The following is a 17,462-nucleotide window of genomic DNA, read 5'->3' on the forward strand; positions in this document are numbered from 1 at the left end:
CGAGACGACCGATGCATCTGATTCGCCTGTTTGCCCTGTGCCTGGGCCTGCTGCTGACCCTGCCGGCCTGGGCCGCCCGAGAGCTCAGCTGGGATGACCTGGTGCCCGCTGGCAGCGGGCATCTTTACGGCATGCCCCAGGCGCAGCACGACGGCCTGACCTCAGAAGACCAGGCGGCCGGCAACCCGATGGCACAGAGCATGACCAACGCGCCCACGGTCGCCGCACTGGATGGCCAGGAGGTCAAGTTACCCGGCTATGTGGTGCCGCTAAGCGTGGACCCCAACCAGCGCGTCACCGAGTTTCTGCTGGTGCCCTACTTCGGCGCCTGCATCCACGTACCGCCGCCGCCGTCCAACCAGATCGTGCTGGTGCAGAGTGAAATTGGTATCGCGCTGGAAGAGACCTACGTGCCTTACTGGATCAGCGGCATCATGCGCGTCGAGCAAAATAGCAGTGAGCTGGCCAGCGCCGGCTACCGGCTGGAAGCGCTGGAAATCGAGATATTCAGCTACTAGGGCCGGCCGGCGGCTCTTCCGGCTTGGGCAGGGCCGCCTCGGCTGCCAACCTGAGGCTGTGCAACTGACGACGCTGCTGGGCGTTGGCCGGTTGCACGGTTTGCAGGGTGTCCAGAGCAGCCTGCCACTGGCGCTGGTGATACTGCAGCCAGGCCAGCTGCAGACGGTCAGCGCTGCTGCCGTTGCGCGCCACCTGGCCCCAGGCCGCCAGTGCACGCTGGTGATCACGCGCGGTTTGCCACAGGTAGGCCAGACGACGCAGGCGATCAGCACTCCTACTCAGCAGCCCCTCATCCAGCAGCGCCTGCATCAGGCGCGCCGCCTGCCAGGGCGCACCGCTCTGCGCGTGCAGAGCGATCAGGTTTTCCATATCGGTAGTATCCAGCTTAACGCCAGCCTCGCGGGCCAAACGCAGGGTCGCGGCGGCCGCCAGCTGTTCACCCGCCAGGCTTTGCACGCTGGCCAGCTGACGCCAGTTGTCGGCCTGCTCCGGTGCCCGCTGCAGCAATACCTGCTGCCAGCGCACCGCCTGATCAAAGCGCTCCAGCTCGTAGTTCATGCCCACCAGCAGGCGGTACCAGATGTCATCCGCCCCCGGGGTCTCGCGCACCACCTGCTCGGCCAGTGGAATGGCCTTGCGGAATTGCCCCAACTGACGATAAGCCTGTACCAACAGCTGGCGGTTGTTATCGGAACGCGGCAAGGCTTCCAGCTCCTTGACCGCCTCGGGGTAGCGCTGCTCCTGCATCAGCAGGCGGGCCAGGTTTTGTCGGTCCTGCAGGGCGGCGGCGTCTTCCAATTTTTGCTGAGCCAGCGCCTCGCGCAGCCAGTCGATGGCTTGGGTGTTGCGCTGGCCGGCGATGGCGAGATACGCCAGCCGCTGGGTCAGCAGAGCGCGCTCCAGGGTTCCGTTGCCCGCCTGCGGCAGGGCCGCTTCCAGCAGTTGTCGCGCCTTGGCCACCTCGCCTGCGGCTTCTGCCTCGGTGGCGCCCTGAATGGCCCGGTACACCTCGGCGTCGATCTGCTCCGCCCTGACCGGGGCACTCAGCAGGCACAGCAGCAGCAACCAGCGCAGCATCAGCGACGACCCTCCAGGCGAAAATTCATGGTCTTGCTCACCTCACGTGAAACAGCCACACCGTTTTCCCGGCGCGGGGCAAAGCGCCAGCGGCTGACCGCGCGGCGCGCCGCCCGCTCGAATACGCCGGGCGGTTCGGCACTGAGCACGCGAATGTTTTCCACCCGCCCATCGGCGTTGACCGTGAACTGCAGGGTCACCTGTCCCTCAATGCCTGCTGCCAGCGCGCGGCGCGGGTATTCGGGCGGGATATCCACCAGCGGGCTCACCTCTTCGGCGCTGCCAGGCGGCGGCGCGCTGACCGGGGCCGGCGGGCTGGGTGCGGGCGCAGGCGGTGCAGCAGCCTGCAGCGGGGGCAACGCCGGGGCGGCGCCCATGTCGATGCGGGTATTGAGCTGGGGTACCTGGATATTCAGATCCAGTGCCGGCACCTGTGGGCTCACCTGCGGCTGCGGAGTAACGTCCGGCGGCTGCTCGGGGGGCGTCGGACGCTCCGGCGGCTGCAGAGGGTCAGCGGGCTCTGTGCTGCTCTCCTGCACGCTGCGCGCAACACCCACGCGCAGTAGCTCCGCGGGCTGATCCGGCGGATGGCTGGGCGGCATAATCAGCGCCAGCATCAGACCAAACAGCAGCAGCGCCACCAGCAGCGCGCCAATAAAGCTTCCCAGTAGCCGCATCAGCGCCCCGCCGTCGCAGCCAGCGCCACATCTTCGACGCCCGCCAGCCGCGCCTGATCCATCACCCGGATCACCAGCCCGGTACGTGCATCGGTATCGGCCTGCACCACGACCGTGCTGTCGGGCTGGTCAACGCGCATGCGCTCGACCGCCGCGCGCACAGCGCGGATATCCACCGGTTTGTTATCCATCCAGATCTCACCGTCGGCACTGACCGCAATCAGAATGGTGCCCTTGGGTTTGTCGACCGCACTGTCGGCCGACGGCCGCTCAATGTCGATGCCGGTTTCCTTGACGAAGGAGCTGGTGACAATAAAGAAGATCAGCATGATGAAGACGATATCCAGCATCGGCGTAAGGTCGATACCGGCCTCATCATCAGCGTTGGCGTGGTGCCTGCGCATGCGCATCGCAATTTCTCCTAGTCGTGCTGCAGGCGGTCAGATAGCCGCTGCAGCGCTCGCCGCGACTGCTGATCGAGTCGCGCCAGACAAAACAGTCCACTGATGGCAATTACCATACCGGCCATGGTCGGCACCGTGGCACGGGACACGCCCGCCGCCATGGCGCGCGGGTTGCCGTTGCCGCTGATGGCCATTACATCGAATACCTGAATCATGCCGCTGACCGTGCCCAGCAGGCCCAGCAGCGGGCACAGCGCTATCAGCACCCGCACCATCGGCAGATAGCGATTGAGCTGCGCCTGCGCTTGCGCCAGCCAGGCGGTGCGGATATGCCGCGCGGCAGCACTGCGCCGCTCACCACGCGCCTGCCAGCCGTCGCAATAGCCTTCGGCGCGGCGCGGAAACACCAGCGACAGATACCACAGCCGTTCCAGCATCAGCGTCCACAGCAGCACCGTGGCGCCAAGAATGGTCCACAGCACCCAGCCGCCGCTGTCGAGAAAGTCCGGCAGCCGCCACAGGACCTCAGTCACTGCGCCGCTCTCCACCCAGGTGCAAGGCGATCAAACCGGCGCTCTGCTGCTCCAGTAGCTGAATCAACGCCTTGCTGCGCGCTGCCACCAGGCTGTGCATAAACAGCAACGGAATCGCCGCCACCAGACCCAGCACCGTGGTCACCAGCGCCTGTGAGATGCCGTCGGCCATCATTTTCGGGTCGCCGGTGCCGTATTGGGTGATGGCCTGGAAGGTGGCAATCATGCCGGTCACCGTGCCCAACAGACCGAGCAGCGGCGCCACCGCAGCGAGCAACTTGATCAGCCCCTGCCAACGCTCCAATGCCGGCGTTTCGCGCAGGATGGCCTCATCCAGCTTGAGTTCCAGCGTATCCAGCTCTTCCAGCCGCGGACGACTGCCAATGACGCTCAACACCCGCCCCAGCGGGTTGCTGTCAGCCAGCTGGTCGAGGTTGTCGATCTGCCGGTCTACACGGCGCTGTACCAACTGCAGCCAAACCAGTCGCACCAGCGCCAGCAAGATACCCAGCGCGCCCAGGGCCACAATGACGTAGCCAACGATGCCGCCCTGTGACAAACGCGTCAGCAGATCCGGCGTGCGCTGCAATTGCTCGATTACCTGACCGCGTGCCGGGTCGATGGCAATATCGGCTACCGCATCACGCGGCGCCACAAAGGCGTCCAGCAGATCCGCACCGCTCGGCTGGCGATCAGCCACCTGCAGTGCCTGACTATCGGGCTGGTAGAGCAGGTACTCGCCGTCAGCACTGGCCACGAAGGGGCCAACAGCCACCACGGACCGGGCCTGCTGGCCACCCTGGCGATCAATCACCTGGGCCTGGAAGCGCGCCACTTCACCGCTGGCATTCATGTCCTGCTGCAGCCGATACCAGAACTGCTCCAGCACCTCGACGCTGGGGATGCGGCTGCTTTGCGACAAGGCTTCCAGCTCGCTCTGACGCTCCGGGTAACGGGCATTGAGCAAGGAGTCCTGCCATTGGCTGAGGGTATCGCCAGCGCCCTGACGCACTACCCCAAACAACTCGCCGAGGTTGCCACTGCGCTCGGTCAACTCCTGACGCAACTGCGCCAGCTGCTCGGTCTGCGCCTTGAAGCGGGTATCCAGCTCGTCGGCCCGCGCCTGCGCACTCGCCAGCTCGGCCCGCGCCTGCGAGAGGCGCCTCTGCTGCTGATTGCGCTCACGCAGGAAGGTTTGCTCGCGTTCGCGCATCGCGGCCTGCTCAGCGCTGCGGGTCTCGCGAATCCGCTCCAGCAGCGCTTGCTTGTCCAGCGACTGCGCCTGCACCAACGGCGTCAGGCAGCACAGCATCAGCATCCAGGAAAGTCTTTTCATTGGGCGACCTCCGCGCTGACTGGCGGCATGGGCAAGGGCAACAACTGTGGCGACTGCTCGTTGCGAGCGATGGCGATGCCGTCACTCAGCGTGCGGCGGTAGCTGGCCGGCAGCGTTTGCCAGCTACCCGCGGCGGCGTCCCAGTAACCCTGTTCCTGACCATCAAGGCTTTGATAAAAGAGCATCAGACGGCCGATGCGCAAGAACTCGACCACCCGCTCCTGCTCGCCAGCGGGCAGCTGGCCACGCCAGGCCTCCAGGGTGCGACCGTAATCACTCTCGATCTGATAGGCCTCCAGTACGCGCCGGTAAAGCTCGGCGACACTGACCTCGGGGTCAATCAACAGATCTTGCAGGCGAGCAATACGGTCTTCGCGCTCATCCAGCAGAAAGGGCATATCCAACGCGACAAAGGCCTCCAGCGACTCGATCATACGGCGTATCAGCGGCAACATCTCGCGCTGGGTATCGGCCAGACTGTCGATCTGCTGCTGCAAACTGATCAGCTCCTGCGCCTGCGCCTCCACCATCAACTGCAGGCGCTCGCTGTACTCGTTCAGCGCGACGGCCTGGTCCTGCGCCCTGGTGTATTCCTGCAGGGCCGACTGGGCGGCATCGTCAAGGCTGTCGATGCGCTGTTGCGTGGCAACCGCCTCGGCGGTCAGTTCGCGGCTTTCCTGCTGCGCCTGCTGCAACGCCTGCTGCGCCTGCACACTAAGCGGCGCGGCAAGCATAGCGACCAGCCAAACTGCTTTCATTCGCTGTTCCCCCGGCGAAGGCTGGCCTGACCAGCCCGTCAAAAAGAGAATGATTATCATCTTTATACTGGAACTTCTGCAACCTCTGCGCAGCTGCGGCAGCCTGCCGCATCCGTCTGCGTCGGCTAGTTGCTCCAGATCAATAGTCCACCTGAGACCGGTCCGTAGAGTAGCAACAGCTCAACACATCAGGAGATAAATCATGTCCGCTTTTGCATCCCGCCTCGGCCTCACAGCGCTTTTTGCCCCCGTTCTGCTGGCTGCGTCGGTCACCGCTCAGGCTCACCAGGCTGGCGACATCATCGTGCGCGCCGGTGCCGTTACCGTTGACCCGAAAGAGGATAGCAGCCGCGTCAAGGTTGGCGGTGCACCGCAGGCCGGCACTGCCGCCACCCTCAACAGCGACACCCAACTGGGTCTGAACCTGGCGTACATGCTGTCCGACAACTGGGCTGTTGAAGTGCTGGCTGCGACCCCGTTCGAGCACGACATCGGCACCAAAGGGCTGGGCGGTTTGAAGCTGGGCTCCACCAAACACTTGCCGCCGACTGTCAGCGTGTTGTACTACCCGATGGCCAGCAGCTCCGCTTTCCAACCGTACGCGGGCCTGGGTATCAACTACACGTGGATGTTCGATGACAAGCTGAGCAGCGAAGCAGAAGCCGCCGGTTTCAGCGGTCTGGATCTGGATGACTCCTGGGGTCTGGCAGCGCAGCTGGGCATGGATTACATGCTAAGTGACAAGGTAATGCTGAACGCTCAAATCCGTTACATCGACATCGAAACCACCGGCACAACCTATGCAGGCCCGACCAAGGTCTCCGTTGATGTCGACATCGACCCACTGGTTTACATGGTCGGCCTTGGCTACAAGTTTTAAGCCAACCCTCACTCACGGCTGCACTTCCCCCTGGGGCCTTCGTGGTCTCAGGTTTTTTTTATTCAGGGCAACGCAAACAGCGCCTACATCTGCGGTCAGCGGCTCAGTGCGCCCCCAGCAAAGCCGTCAGGCTGACACGCCAGGTCCGCGGTTTGATACCAAACGCATAGAGCAGACGACGACCACTGAGCACCGCGTTGCGCGGCTCCAGCGACGCTGCCGGCTGACTTTCGAAAGGCACCGGCTCGACCCCTGGCTCGCGCTCCAGCAGGCCGTTGTGCACCAGCTCCTGGGCCAGGGTACGGGCAAAGCTGATCCAGCTGGCCACCTCAGCGCTGGCGTAGTGGTAACAGCCGTATAGCTCACTACCACAATCCATCTGCTTCAGCGCTGCCAGGGTCACCCGCGCCATATCGTCCAACGGCGTCGGTGTACCGCGCCACTCCTCCGCTAATGCGACGCTGTCACCTGAGTGCAGCTGCTGCAGCAGGCGCTGCAGCATGCCCTCGGGCGAGCTGTCCAGCACCCAGCCAAAACGCAGCAGCAGGTGACGGCGACATTGGCTCTCCAGCAACTGATCCAGCTCCGCCTGCAACCCACCATGCGCACCCACCGGCGCCAGCACATCCTTTTCGGTGTAGGGTTGGCCCTTGGCGCCGTCGAATACTCGCGTACTGGACAGTCGGCACAGTAGCAGCTGACGCTGGGCACACTGGCCAATCAACTCTTGCACGAAGCGACGCTCCGCCTCGAGCCCGTCTGCCGCCGGGTCGAGCACCTGAAACTGCTGATGATAGAAGCTAAGGTCCAGCACCGCGTCGGGCTGCAACGTATCGAGCCAACCCGCTACCTGCGCCGGCTGCCAGCAGGCTGATGACTCGTCGACCTGCAGAAACTCGATATCTTCTTGCGCCGCCTGGGCTATCAACGCTTGCCCCAGCAGGGACGTCTTGCCCAGCAGCAACACCCGCATTCGCATGCCTTGATGATCCTTGAATCAGAAACAGGCAATTATTGTGCAGCCTTTATGCCACTGTCGTCACCTGTCACATGCAGACTCAGCACTTGGGAAGCACTGCTTAATTCCACATGCCCTCTGGCGTTCAGGTTGGGCCGCATCCGGCTGGGCTGCAATCAAGGCGTGGTTTCGAAGGCATGTCGGGACCTGTCGAGAAATCACAACGCAGAGTGCGGCCCAGACTGGACGCCCCGCAGGGCGAGCCCTCAAGCATGCATCTGCTGCGTTGCGCTGCTTACCAATAGAACCACTATTGGCTGCACATCGCGCCTTGCATCTGCACGCTTGAGCACTCGCAGAGGGCGTGTGGAATTGATCAGTGCTTCCCTTGCTCAGGTGTAGGTAATCAGCTCGCGCCGCTCGGGGCTGTCCAAATGCGGAACCGCATTGAACCCGGCCAGGCGCATTGCCCGCTGGTTAAACACGCATTGAATCAAGCCGGTATTGCGGGTCTGCAGGTTCAGCTCAACCATGGTTTTGCTAGGCGCCTCCAGCAACTGGCGCACCAGCATGGCAATCGCGCCACCGGAGCTGACCGCCAGCACCCGGCTGCCCTTGAAGTTGCTCATGATGTGCTCGCGGGCGCTGAGGATGCGCTGCTCAAACTCGGCCCAGGTTTCCGGCAGCTCGCCCTCAAGCTCACCCTCGGACCAGAGCACGATGCCCTGCTTCAGGCGCTTGAAAAAGTCGGCCACCACCGGCTTTTCCGGTAGTGCCTGTTCCGGATGCTGCGCCAGAAAGGCGTGCAGGATGGAGTGAAAGTCAAACTCGTTGAGTTCGGCAAAGACCTGAAAGCCGGTCGGCTCGATACCCATGCCGGCGCAGATGCCCTCGGCAGTTTCACGATGGCGCACCATATCGCCGGTCAGGATGTGATCAAACTGCATCTGCTGGCTGGCAAAATACTCACCCAGCAGACGCGCCTGCAGGTGGCCCTTTTCGGACAGCTGATCGTAGTTATCGCTACCGAACGAAGCCTGACCATGACGCACAAAATACACTTCTGACATCTGAACCTTCCCGTACTGGAGTAACTGGGCAACCCGCCGGCCCAGGGTGATACGGGCACTTTCACGAGCCATAAAAAAACCCGGCAGACCGGGGATGGGAAAATCCTAGGTCATGCCGGGTTGCGGCGACAGCTACATTTTAGAACGGAATGTCATCATCAAAGCTGTCGTAATCCGGCGCCGACTGCTGCGGCGCCTGCTGTTGCGGAGAAAAAGCTTGGCTCTGTATCCGGGTCGCTAGTAACCACACAAAACTGCGCTATTTTTTCCAAATCAGCGGCTTGGATTACTTATGAACCGTTCATTAACAGAGGTAAAGAAGCCAAGCGCAACAACAAACCCATCACACAAACCCAATAAATTGAGAAACATCACTTCTACAGGTGAAAAGACACCAACGCCATAGGCTAACGAAAGCACAGGCGTTGCCAACACCAGCAAGACATGCAAGGTTCTTGCAGGCCGAAATAGGAAAATCATTCCGATATAGGCAAGGAAATAAAGCCCTACCGAAATCAGCATCGATATCACCATCACTCCATAGCCCATACGAGCGCCATAGCCTGACCAGTAAATAGCATCGATAGCGTCAGGGAAGAGCCAAGAGAACCACGGGACAAAAACCCACAGCCCGTGAAGCACCAGCATCGCAATTAACATGCCCCTATACAGCTTCAACATACCCCCCCCTATTCGACCAGCCTAATTTCTTCCCGAAAAATACACATTGGATCTTGCTCTGCCGGCAACCTAATCTCACTAGCGTTTATAGGGCAAACGTTATTCTCAGACCGGAACCATGAGCAGTTTTTAACATTCCTTTTGCCGACAATTACGCAACTCCCCCCCGAGCCCCGGGTAAGGCCTTGGCTTTTGCCTAACCTGCCCGGCCGCGCCATCGACTGCGAGTGTGTGTGGGTCAAGCCTTGCCTTTTGTCACGCTGACGTCCGATTCACCCAAAATTAGTGCAGGCCCGAGAAACAAGGCTGCCGATAAACTCCGCGACCAAAGACCTCTGATGCAGGACAGGCAAAAGGCCGGGGCTGCCCCCCAGACTTTCCTAGAAGGTTTCACAAGCCACAAAAAAACCCGGCAGACCGAGGATGAGAAAATCCTGGGTCATGCCGGGTTGCGGCGACAGCTACATTTTAGAACGGAATGTCATCATCAAAGCTGTCGTAATCCGGCGCCGACTGCTGCGGCGCCTGCTGTTGCGGCTGAGCGGCCGGCTGGGCTTGCGGCGCGGGGCGCTGCGGACGGGATTGCCCCATACCCTGCTCACCACCACCGCCCTGACGGCTGTCGAGCAGCTGCATCTGGCCGCCCATATCCACAACCACTTCGGTGGTGTAACGCTTGACGCCGTCCTTCTCCCACTCGCGGGTCTGCAGGCGACCTTCGATATAGAGCTTGGAGCCCTTGCGCGCATACTCGCCAACCACCTCGGCGATACGACCGAAAAACACCACGCGGTGCCATTCGGTGCGCTCCTGCATCTGGCCGGTCTGCTTGTCCTTCCAGCTGTCGCTGGTGGCCAGCGTCACGTTGGCTACGGCGTTGCCGTTGGGCAGATAGCGCACTTCCGGATCACCACCGACATTACCGATCAAAATTACCTTGTTTACGCCTCTGGCCATGCCATTCTCCTGCTGTACCTGGTGATCAAACGGGTGCTGCGACCCGGTTAAGTGCCTCACGATCCAATATCTTAGCGTCCACTTTCAAGTAGGCTGCTGCCTCCTCGGCAACAATCACGACTTCTGTCACACCTGCAACGGCCTGCAGGCGGGTGGCCAGCGCGGCATCGTCAAGACAGGCGGGGGACAACGCCAGGCGATAACTGGTCACATAAGGCGGTTCGCGCATGGTACCACCAATGATCAGCCACGACAGCGCCAGCAGCGCGCAACCGACGAATACACCGCCCAACCCGAAGTGGGCGAACAGCCAGCCACCAAACATGCCGCCCAGCGCCGCGCCGGCGAACTGGCTGGTGGAGTAGACGCCCATTGCTGTGCCCTTGCCCCCGGCAGGCGCAATCTTGCTGAGCAGCGACGGCAAAGTTGCTTCCAGCAAGTTGAAACCAACAAAGAACAGAATAATCGCCGCCACCAGCCAGGGCAGACTGTGCTGGCTCAACCAGAACAGCGGCTGCACCAAAGCCAGCACAGCAACAGCACCCAGCATCACGCGCTTCATCTGGCGCTGTCGCTCGGCGTAGATGATAAAGGGCACCATGCCAAAGAATGACAGCAGCAGCGCCGCCAGATAGACCCACCAGTGATCTTCCTTGGCCAGCCCCGCCTGCTGCTGCAACGCCAGCGGAATGGCCAGAAAGGTCGCCATCAGAATCGCGTGCAAACAGGCGATGCCATAGTTCAACCGGAGCAGCTGCCCATTGGTCAGCGCTGGCCACAACGCCCCCCGCACCACGCCGGCATCACGATGGGGCTGCGTGTGGCGCGGTGTCGGCACGGTCAGCAGCACCAGCACAACACCCAGCAGCGCCAACGCCGAGGTCGATAGAAACACGCCGCCGAGCCCCGCCATACGCGCCACCACCGGGCCGGCCACCATGGCCACAGCAAAGGCAACGCCAATGCTCATGCCGATCATCGCCATGGCCTTGGTACGATGCTGCTCACGCGTAGAGTCGGCCACCAGCGCCATCACTGCCGCAGCAATAGCGCCGGCGCCCTGCAGCACCCGCCCGGCGATTACCTGGCCAATACTGTCAGCATCGGCTGCGACCAGCCCGCCGGCGGCAAACAGCAACAGCCCGAACACAATCACCGGCTTGCGGCCAATACGGTCGGATAACATGCCAAAGGGAATCTGCAAAAATGCCTGGGTCAGACCGTAGGCGCCGATCGCCATGCCAATCAGAAAGGGGGTTGCCCCCTGTAACTGCTGACCCCAGGTCGCCAGCACCGGCAACACCATGAACAGGCCCAGCATACGAAAGGCAAAGACCAGCGCCAGCGACACAGAGGCGCGGCGTTCCTGGGGGCTCATGGAGTCAACCTGATGCATGACAGCTCCGGGTAAAAGCGCGGATATTACCATGCCTGCCCCCAGCCCGGGACGCGCACTGTGCGGGTGCGCCACTTTGCCGCCGACCCGGCGTAAGCCGTATACTTGTACGCTTTGCCGGCCGCGAGGTGAGAGTACAGTGGATACCATTCAGATCCGGGGTGCGCGCACGCACAACCTGAAAAATGTCGACCTCGACCTACCCCGCGACAAGCTGATCGTGATCACCGGACTGTCCGGCTCCGGCAAGTCGTCACTGGCCTTCGACACCCTGTACGCCGAGGGTCAGCGCCGCTATGTCGAGTCGCTGTCGGCCTACGCGCGACAGTTCCTGTCGATGATGGAAAAGCCCGATGTCGACCATATCGAGGGGCTGTCTCCGGCCATCTCAATCGAGCAGAAGTCGACGTCGCACAACCCGCGCTCCACCGTTGGCACCATCACCGAAATTTACGATTACCTGCGCCTGCTGTTTGCCCGGGTGGGCACCCCCATGTGCCCCGACCACGACCTGCCACTGACCGCCCAGACCGTCAGCCAAATGGTCGACCAGGTACTGGCCATGCCCGAGGGCAGCAAGCTGATGCTGCTGGCCCCGGTGCTGCGCGACCGCAAGGGTGAGCACCTGGCATTGATCGACGAACTGCGCGCCCAGGGCTTTGTCCGCGCACGCATCGATGGCCGCATCTATGAGCTGGATGAGGCGCCGACGCTCGACAAGAAGCGCAAGCACAGCATTGAGGTGGTGGTTGACCGCTTCAAGGTGCGCGAAGATCTGCAGCAGCGCTTGGCCGAGTCCTTCGAAACCGCCATTGGCCTTGCCGACGGTATCGCCATTATCGCCCCTATGGATGGCGAAGACGGCGAGGAAACCACCTTCAGCGCGCGCTTCGCCTGCCCCGAGTGCGGACATTCGATCAGCGAGCTGGAACCGCGCCTGTTTTCCTTCAACAACCCCGCCGGCGCCTGTCCGACCTGCGACGGCCTGGGCGTTAAGCAGTTTTTTGATGCGCGGCGCCTGGTCAACGGCGAGTTGACGCTCGCCGAAGGCGCAATCCGCGGCTGGGATCGCCGCAACGTGTACTACTTCCAGATGCTCAGCTCGCTGGCCGAGCATTTCGGCATCGATCTGGACCTGCCCTTTGACCAAGTCCAGGAAGAACACCGCAAGCTGATCCTCAGTGGCACCGGCAATGACAAAGTGCCCTTCCGCTACCTGAACGACCGGGGCGATGTCGTCCAGCGCGAACACCCGTTCGAAGGCATCGTGCCCAACCTGGAGCGGCGCTACCGCGAGACCGAGTCCCAGAGCGTGCGCGAGGAGCTGGCCAAGTACCTGAGCACCCAGCCGTGTCCGGATTGCCATGGCACCCGCCTGCGTCGCGAGTCGCGCCACGTGATGATCGACGGCCGCAATTTGCCCGGGCTGACGACCCTGCCCGTTGGCAGCGCGGCCGACTACTTTGAACAACTGACGCTGGAAGGCAGCCGCGGCGAGATCGCGGAGAAGATCCTCAAGGAAATTCGCGCGCGCCTGATGTTCCTGGTCAACGTCGGCCTGGATTACCTGACACTGGACCGCAGCGCCGACACGCTGTCTGGCGGCGAAGCCCAGCGTATTCGTCTGGCCAGCCAGATCGGTGCCGGCCTGGTTGGCGTCATGTACATCCTGGATGAGCCCTCTATCGGCCTGCACCAGCGCGACAACGAGCGCTTGCTGGCAACACTGGTGCACCTGCGAGACCTGGGTAACACCGTGATTGTCGTCGAGCACGATGAAGACGCTATCCGCCTGGCGGACTATGTAGTGGACATCGGCCCCGGTGCCGGCGTACACGGCGGCCGCGTGGTGTCACACGGCACCGCACAACAGGTGATGGACGACCCCGCGTCACTGACCGGCAAATACCTCTCCGGCAAGGTAAAGATCGCCGTGCCCGCCGAGCGTACGCCGCTACGCAAGAACGAGTGGCTGCGCCTCAAAGGCGCCTGCGGCAATAACCTGCAGAAGGTCAATCTGGAGATTCCGGTCGGCTTGCTGACCTGCGTTACCGGCGTCTCCGGCTCGGGCAAGTCCACACTAATCAACAACACCCTGTTCCCGATCACGGCCACCGCCCTGAACGGCGCGACAACGCTGGAGACCGCACCCTACGGCAGCTTCGATGGGCTACAGCACCTCGACAAAGTAGTCGACATCGACCAGAGCCCGATTGGCCGTACCCCGCGCTCCAACCCGGCGACCTATACCGGGCTATTTACGCCAATCCGCGAGCTGTTCGCCGGTACCCAGGAAGCCCGCTCTCGGGGCTACAAGGCCGGACGCTTCTCGTTCAACGTCAAGGGCGGGCGCTGCGAGGCCTGTCAGGGCGACGGCCTGATCAAGGTAGAGATGCACTTCCTGCCCGATATCTACGTGCCCTGCGACGTCTGCAAGAGCAAGCGCTACAACCGCGAGACGCTGGAGATCAAGTACAAGGGCAAGAGCATCCACGAAGTGCTGGAGATGACCATTGAAGAGGCCCGCGAGTTCTTTGATGCTGTCCCGGCGCTCGCCCGCAAGCTGCAAACCCTGATGGACGTGGGCCTGTCCTACATTCGCCTGGGGCAATCAGCAACCACCCTGTCCGGCGGCGAAGCACAGCGCGTCAAACTCGCGCGCGAGCTTTCCAAGCGCGACACCGGCAAGACGCTCTACATCCTCGATGAGCCAACCACCGGCCTGCACTTTGCCGACATTCAGCAACTGCTCGACGTACTGCATCGCCTGCGCGACCACGGCAACACGGTCGTCGTCATCGAGCACAACCTGGACGTCATCAAGACCGCAGACTGGATCGTCGATCTTGGGCCGGAAGGCGGCTCTGGTGGCGGCCAGATCATTGCCGCCGGCACACCAGAGCAGATCGCGGCCGAGGCGGCCTCGCACACCGGGCGCTTTCTTGGCCCGCTGCTGGAGCGCGACCGCGCCTGATCTCGAATAGGGAGCCGCCCCACGGCGGCTCCGCACTTCATTCAGCACATCCGCCACCAAATCGCAGACACAAAAAAACCGGCCTAAGCCGGTTTTTTTGTTCGTGCCTGACTAACTTACTCGTCAGCTGCAGCCGCTTCAGGGCGGTCAACCAGCTCAACGTAAGCCATCGGGGCAGCATCGCCAGCGCGGAAGCCGCACTTCAGGATGCGCACATAGCCACCCGGACGGGTTGCATAGCGCTTGCCCAGGTCGTTGAACAGCTTGCCGACAGCAGCTTTGCTGCGAGTGCGGTCAAACGCCAGACGACGGTTGGCTACGGTGTCTTCCTTGGCCAGGGTGATCAGCGGCTCGGCAACGCGGCGCAGTTCCTTGGCTTTCGGCAGAGTAGTTTTGATCAGTTCGTTCTCGAACAGCGACACTGCCATGTTCTGGAACATGGCCTTGCGGTGTGCGCTGGTGCGACTCAGGTGACGACCACTTTTACGATGACGCATCTCTCAATTCCTCGGTGTCAAGACGATCAGGCCGAAACCTTGTCGTCCTTCTTCAAGCTTGCAGGCGGCCAGTTGTCCAGACGCATACCCAGAGACAGACCACGCGAAGCCAGAACGTCCTTGATCTCGGTCAGGGACTTCTTACCCAGGTTCGGGGTCTTCAGCAGCTCTACTTCGGTACGCTGGATCAGATCGCCAATGTAGTAAATATTTTCAGCCTTCAAGCAGTTGGCCGAACGGACAGTCAGCTCAAGGTCGTCCACCGGACGCAGCAAAATCGGATCGATCTCGTCTTCCTGCTGCTCAACAACCGGCTCCTGGTCGCCCTTCAGATCGACGAAGGCAGCCAGCTGCTGCTGCAGGATGGTTGCAGCGCGGCGAATGGCTTCTTCCGGATCCAGAGTACCGTTGGTTTCCAGGTCGATAACCAGTTTGTCCAGGTTGGTACGCTGCTCAACACGCGCACTTTCCACCACGTAGGCCACGCGGCGTACGGGGGTGTAAGTGGCGTCCAGCTGCAGACGGCCAATGGAGCGGGTTTCGTCCTCATCGGACTGACGCGCGTCGGCCGGCTCGTAACCGCGGCCACGGGCCACAGTCAGCTTCATGGTCAGCTCGCCGTTGTCGGACAGCGTGGCAATCACGTGATCCGGATTGACGATTTCGACTTCGTGGTCGAGCTGAATGTCGGCAGCGGTGACAACGCCCGGGCCTTTCTTGGAAAGGTTCAGGGTTACCTGGTCGCGACCGTGCATGTTGATCGCCAACCCTTTCAGGTTGAGCAGGATCTCGATGACATCTTCCTGGACGCCTTCGATAGCGCTGTACTCATGCAAAACGCCATCGATTTCGGCCTCTACCACGGCACAGCCGGGCATGGACGAGAGCAGAATGCGACGCAGCGCATTGCCCAGGGTATGACCGAAACCACGCTCCAGCGGCTCAAGAGTAATCTTGGCACGCGTGGGCGAAGTTTCCTGTACGTCGATATGACGCGGAGTTAGAAACTCGGTAACCGAACTCTGCATGTGGGGCACCTTTATGCTGTCTGTCGCTTACTTGGAGTACAGCTCGACGATCAGGTTTTCGTTGATGTCGGCATACAGATCGCTGCGAGCCGGGATGCTCTTGAAAACGCCTTCTTTCTTGGCGCTGTCTACTTCAACCCACTCTGCACCGCCACGCTGAGCAGCCTGCTCCAGAGCGCTGTTGATGCGCAGCTGGTTCTTGGCTTTCTCGCGAACAGCGACCACGTCGCCCGGGGCTACCGAGTAAGACGCAATGTTGACGGTCTTGCCGTTGACGCTGATCGACTTATGCGACACCAGCTGACGTGCTTCTGCGCGAGTAGCGCCAAAGCCCATGCGATAAACGACATTGTCCAGACGACGCTCCAGCAGTTGCAGCAGGTTCTCACCGGTAGCACCCTTCAGACGGGCAGCTTCCTTGTAGTAGTTGCTGAACTGACGCTCGAGAACGCCATACATACGACGGACCTTCTGCTTTTCACGCAGCTGAGTACCGTATTCTGAAAGACGACCACGGCGTTGGCCGTGAACACCCGGAGGAGTTTCCAGTTTGCACTTGGAGTCGAGAGCGCGCACGCCGCTTTTCAGGAACAGGTCAGTACCTTCGCGACGAGATAGCTTGCACTTGGGACCAATATAACGAGCCATTTTACCGTCTCCTGATTAAACGCGACGCTTCTTGGGCGGGCGGCAGCCGTTGTGGGGAATGGGGGTGACGTCGGTGATGCTGCTGATCTTGTAACCACAAGAGTTCAGCGCACGCACAGCAGACTCACGACCCGGGCCGGGGCCTTTGACGCACACGTCCAGGTTCTTCAGGCCATACTCGAGGGCAGCCTGACCGGCACGCTCGGCCGCTACCTGGGCAGCGAACGGGGTGCTTTTGCGCGAACCACGGAAGCCGGAACCACCGGAGGTAGCCCAGCTCAGGGCATTACCCTGACGGTCTGTAATGGTGATGATGGTGTTGTTGAAAGACGCGTGGATGTGGGCAACCCCATCAACGACTGTCTTTTTTACTTTTTTACGTACACGAGCAGCTGGCTTAGCCATATCTGTAGATTCCCTCGCAATTACTTACGGATCGGCTTGCGCGGACCCTTACGGGTGCGGGCATTGGTCTTGGTGCGCTGACCGTGGACCGGAAGGCCACGACGGTGACGCAGGCCACGATAGCAGCCGAGATCCATGAGGCGCTTAACGTTCATATTGATCGTACGGCGCAGGTCACCTTCGGTAGTGCTCTTGGCGACTTCATTGCGCAGGGTATCAATCTGCTCTTCGCTCAGATCCTTGATCTTGACACTGGGCTCAATGCCAGTGGCGGCACAGATCTGTTGTGCCTTGGTCTGACCAATACCAAAGATATAGGTCAGAGAGATAACAGTGTGCTTGTTATCCGGGATGTTGACGCCTGCAATACGGGCCATCCAATTTACTCCGTCTGACAGCTACCTGACTCAACCCAAAGAGGTTGCTCGAAAAAGGGTGCAGTAGGGTAGCGCTAACAAAAATAAAATTCAACCACCTGACCAAAAAATGGCCAGGTGGTGGTTATCCTGAGACGTAGTCTTAATTCAGAACCGGGAATTAACCCTGGCGCTGCTTATGACGGGGCTCAGCACTGCAGATTACACGTACGCTACCATTGCGACGGATAACCTTGCAGTTACGGCAAAGCTTCTTAACTGATGCTGCAACTTTCATAGCCGACTCC

At 61.3% G+C, this 17,462-nt stretch carries 20 protein-coding genes; 3 read left to right on the forward strand and 17 right to left on the reverse strand.

Annotated elements, in window-relative coordinates; all coding sequences use genetic code 11:
• The first annotated feature begins 11 nt into the window (after window positions 1–11).
• Window positions 12–518, forward strand: coding sequence for a DUF3299 domain-containing protein (locus tag HV822_RS06850; RefSeq protein WP_238872987.1), 507 nt, complete (start codon window positions 12–14; stop codon window positions 516–518).
• Here the strand turns inward: HV822_RS06850 and HV822_RS06855 are convergent.
• The 6 genes from HV822_RS06855 to HV822_RS06880 are packed head-to-tail and all read right to left on the reverse strand — an operon-like array spanning window position 508 to window position 5,304.
• Complete coding sequence (locus HV822_RS06855) at window positions 508–1,596, reverse strand: tetratricopeptide repeat protein (protein WP_238872989.1); 1,089 nt, start codon at window positions 1,594–1,596, stop codon at window positions 508–510. The genes HV822_RS06850 and HV822_RS06855 overlap by 11 nt on opposite strands.
• Complete coding sequence (locus HV822_RS06860; protein WP_238872990.1) at window positions 1,596–2,273, reverse strand: energy transducer TonB; 678 nt, start codon at window positions 2,271–2,273, stop codon at window positions 1,596–1,598. Before HV822_RS06860 ends, HV822_RS06855 begins: the two co-directional genes overlap by 1 nt.
• On the reverse strand, window positions 2,273–2,683 hold the full coding sequence (locus HV822_RS06865; protein WP_238872992.1) for an ExbD/TolR family protein: 411 nt from the start codon (window positions 2,681–2,683) through the stop codon (window positions 2,273–2,275). The genes HV822_RS06860 and HV822_RS06865 overlap by 1 nt, the downstream gene beginning before the upstream one ends.
• An 11-nt stretch (window positions 2,684–2,694) precedes the next feature.
• Window positions 2,695–3,210, reverse strand: a complete 516-nt coding sequence (locus HV822_RS06870; protein WP_238872994.1) for a MotA/TolQ/ExbB proton channel family protein — start codon at window positions 3,208–3,210, stop codon at window positions 2,695–2,697.
• Window positions 3,203–4,546: a MotA/TolQ/ExbB proton channel family protein gene (locus tag HV822_RS06875; protein ID WP_238872996.1), complete on the reverse strand. Its 1,344-nt coding sequence runs from the start codon at window positions 4,544–4,546 to the stop codon at window positions 3,203–3,205. The genes HV822_RS06870 and HV822_RS06875 overlap by 8 nt, the downstream gene beginning before the upstream one ends.
• A complete protein-coding gene (locus HV822_RS06880) occupies window positions 4,543–5,304 on the reverse strand; it encodes a DUF3450 domain-containing protein (RefSeq protein ID WP_238872998.1) in 762 nt (253 codons plus the stop codon). Before HV822_RS06880 ends, HV822_RS06875 begins: the two co-directional genes overlap by 4 nt.
• 202 nt (window positions 5,305–5,506) lie before the next feature.
• Between HV822_RS06880 and HV822_RS06885 the strand changes: the two genes are divergently transcribed.
• Window positions 5,507–6,184, forward strand: a complete 678-nt coding sequence (locus HV822_RS06885; RefSeq protein ID WP_238873000.1) for an OmpW/AlkL family protein — start codon at window positions 5,507–5,509, stop codon at window positions 6,182–6,184.
• A gap of 103 nt (window positions 6,185–6,287) precedes the next feature.
• Here HV822_RS06885 and HV822_RS06890 read toward each other — a convergent pair whose 3' ends face one another.
• The 5 genes from HV822_RS06890 to HV822_RS06910 all read right to left on the reverse strand — a co-directional run bounded on the left by HV822_RS06890 (window position 6,288) and on the right by HV822_RS06910 (window position 11,246).
• Window positions 6,288–7,163 carry a sugar nucleotide-binding protein gene (locus HV822_RS06890; RefSeq protein WP_238873002.1) on the reverse strand — a complete coding sequence of 292 codons (876 nt, stop codon included), beginning with the start codon at window positions 7,161–7,163 and terminating at the stop codon, window positions 6,288–6,290.
• A gap of 371 nt (window positions 7,164–7,534) precedes the next feature.
• Window positions 7,535–8,212, reverse strand: coding sequence for a histidine phosphatase family protein (locus tag HV822_RS06895; protein WP_238873003.1), 678 nt, complete (start codon window positions 8,210–8,212; stop codon window positions 7,535–7,537).
• Between the two features lie 273 nt (window positions 8,213–8,485).
• Window positions 8,486–8,893 (reverse strand): hypothetical protein, encoded by a 408-nt coding sequence (locus tag HV822_RS06900; protein WP_238873005.1) that lies wholly within the window; start codon window positions 8,891–8,893, stop codon window positions 8,486–8,488.
• 468 nt (window positions 8,894–9,361) lie between these two features.
• Entirely contained in the window at window positions 9,362–9,850 is a 489-nt protein-coding gene (gene ssb, locus HV822_RS06905) for a single-stranded DNA-binding protein (RefSeq protein ID WP_238873007.1), read from the reverse strand.
• A gap of 25 nt (window positions 9,851–9,875) precedes the next feature.
• Window positions 9,876–11,246 (reverse strand): MFS transporter, encoded by a 1,371-nt coding sequence (locus tag HV822_RS06910; RefSeq protein ID WP_238873009.1) that lies wholly within the window; start codon window positions 11,244–11,246, stop codon window positions 9,876–9,878.
• A gap of 139 nt (window positions 11,247–11,385) precedes the next feature.
• Here HV822_RS06910 and uvrA point away from each other — a divergent pair, with 139 nt between their 5' ends.
• Window positions 11,386–14,220: an excinuclease ABC subunit UvrA gene (gene uvrA / locus HV822_RS06915; RefSeq protein WP_238873011.1), complete on the forward strand. Its 2,835-nt coding sequence runs from the start codon at window positions 11,386–11,388 to the stop codon at window positions 14,218–14,220.
• 116 nt (window positions 14,221–14,336) lie between these two features.
• Here the strand turns inward: uvrA and rplQ are convergent, their stop codons facing one another.
• From rplQ to rpmJ, 6 genes are all read right to left on the reverse strand, one after another.
• Window positions 14,337–14,717 (reverse strand): 50S ribosomal protein L17, encoded by a 381-nt coding sequence (gene rplQ / locus HV822_RS06920; protein ID WP_083728619.1) that lies wholly within the window; start codon window positions 14,715–14,717, stop codon window positions 14,337–14,339.
• A 26-nt stretch (window positions 14,718–14,743) separates the two neighbouring features.
• Window positions 14,744–15,745, reverse strand: coding sequence for a DNA-directed RNA polymerase subunit alpha (locus HV822_RS06925; RefSeq protein ID WP_083728620.1), 1,002 nt, complete (start codon window positions 15,743–15,745; stop codon window positions 14,744–14,746).
• Window positions 15,746–15,772: 27 nt separating this feature from the next.
• Window positions 15,773–16,393, reverse strand: a complete 621-nt coding sequence (rpsD, locus tag HV822_RS06930; RefSeq protein ID WP_083728621.1) for a 30S ribosomal protein S4 — start codon at window positions 16,391–16,393, stop codon at window positions 15,773–15,775.
• 15 nt (window positions 16,394–16,408) lie between these two features.
• Window positions 16,409–16,798: a 30S ribosomal protein S11 gene (rpsK, locus tag HV822_RS06935; RefSeq protein ID WP_083728622.1), complete on the reverse strand. Its 390-nt coding sequence runs from the start codon at window positions 16,796–16,798 to the stop codon at window positions 16,409–16,411.
• Between the two features lie 20 nt (window positions 16,799–16,818).
• Window positions 16,819–17,175 carry a 30S ribosomal protein S13 gene (gene rpsM, locus HV822_RS06940; RefSeq protein WP_238873012.1) on the reverse strand — a complete coding sequence of 119 codons (357 nt, stop codon included), beginning with the start codon at window positions 17,173–17,175 and terminating at the stop codon, window positions 16,819–16,821.
• Between the two features lie 160 nt (window positions 17,176–17,335).
• Window positions 17,336–17,452, reverse strand: a complete 117-nt coding sequence (gene rpmJ / locus HV822_RS06945) for a 50S ribosomal protein L36 (protein ID WP_074781302.1) — start codon at window positions 17,450–17,452, stop codon at window positions 17,336–17,338.
• Between the last annotated feature and the right edge of the window lie 10 nt (window positions 17,453–17,462).

This window comes from Halopseudomonas maritima, from assembly GCF_021545785.1.
GTDB lineage: Bacteria > Pseudomonadota > Gammaproteobacteria > Pseudomonadales > Pseudomonadaceae > Halopseudomonas > Halopseudomonas maritima.

What these genes read in the sequence shown, in the direction of transcription:
- HV822_RS06885 (WP_238873000.1), top strand. Translation starts at nt 5,507, where the DNA reads ATGTCCGCTTTTGCATCCCGCCTCGGCCTCACAGCGCTTTTTGCCCCC.
- HV822_RS06855 (WP_238872989.1), bottom strand. Translation starts at nt 1,596, where the DNA reads ATGCTGCGCTGGTTGCTGCTGCTGTGCCTGCTGAGTGCCCCGGTCAGG.
- ssb (WP_238873007.1), bottom strand. Translation starts at nt 9,850, where the DNA reads ATGGCCAGAGGCGTAAACAAGGTAATTTTGATCGGTAATGTCGGTGGT.
- HV822_RS06910 (WP_238873009.1), bottom strand. Translation starts at nt 11,246, where the DNA reads ATGCATCAGGTTGACTCCATGAGCCCCCAGGAACGCCGCGCCTCTGTG.
- HV822_RS06890 (WP_238873002.1), bottom strand. Translation starts at nt 7,163, where the DNA reads ATGCGAATGCGGGTGTTGCTGCTGGGCAAGACGTCCCTGCTGGGGCAA.
- HV822_RS06850 (WP_238872987.1), top strand. Translation starts at nt 12, where the DNA reads ATGCATCTGATTCGCCTGTTTGCCCTGTGCCTGGGCCTGCTGCTGACC.
- rpsM (WP_238873012.1), bottom strand. Translation starts at nt 17,175, where the DNA reads ATGGCCCGTATTGCAGGCGTCAACATCCCGGATAACAAGCACACTGTT.
- rpmJ (WP_074781302.1), bottom strand. Translation starts at nt 17,452, where the DNA reads ATGAAAGTTGCAGCATCAGTTAAGAAGCTTTGCCGTAACTGCAAGGTT.
- rpsK (WP_083728622.1), bottom strand. Translation starts at nt 16,798, where the DNA reads ATGGCTAAGCCAGCTGCTCGTGTACGTAAAAAAGTAAAAAAGACAGTC.
- HV822_RS06875 (WP_238872996.1), bottom strand. Translation starts at nt 4,546, where the DNA reads ATGAAAAGACTTTCCTGGATGCTGATGCTGTGCTGCCTGACGCCGTTG.
- HV822_RS06895 (WP_238873003.1), bottom strand. Translation starts at nt 8,212, where the DNA reads ATGTCAGAAGTGTATTTTGTGCGTCATGGTCAGGCTTCGTTCGGTAGC.
- HV822_RS06865 (WP_238872992.1), bottom strand. Translation starts at nt 2,683, where the DNA reads ATGCGCATGCGCAGGCACCACGCCAACGCTGATGATGAGGCCGGTATC.
- rplQ (WP_083728619.1), bottom strand. Translation starts at nt 14,717, where the DNA reads ATGCGTCATCGTAAAAGTGGTCGTCACCTGAGTCGCACCAGCGCACAC.
- rpsD (WP_083728621.1), bottom strand. Translation starts at nt 16,393, where the DNA reads ATGGCTCGTTATATTGGTCCCAAGTGCAAGCTATCTCGTCGCGAAGGT.
- HV822_RS06900 (WP_238873005.1), bottom strand. Translation starts at nt 8,893, where the DNA reads ATGTTGAAGCTGTATAGGGGCATGTTAATTGCGATGCTGGTGCTTCAC.
- HV822_RS06880 (WP_238872998.1), bottom strand. Translation starts at nt 5,304, where the DNA reads ATGAAAGCAGTTTGGCTGGTCGCTATGCTTGCCGCGCCGCTTAGTGTG.
- HV822_RS06925 (WP_083728620.1), bottom strand. Translation starts at nt 15,745, where the DNA reads ATGCAGAGTTCGGTTACCGAGTTTCTAACTCCGCGTCATATCGACGTA.
- HV822_RS06860 (WP_238872990.1), bottom strand. Translation starts at nt 2,273, where the DNA reads ATGCGGCTACTGGGAAGCTTTATTGGCGCGCTGCTGGTGGCGCTGCTG.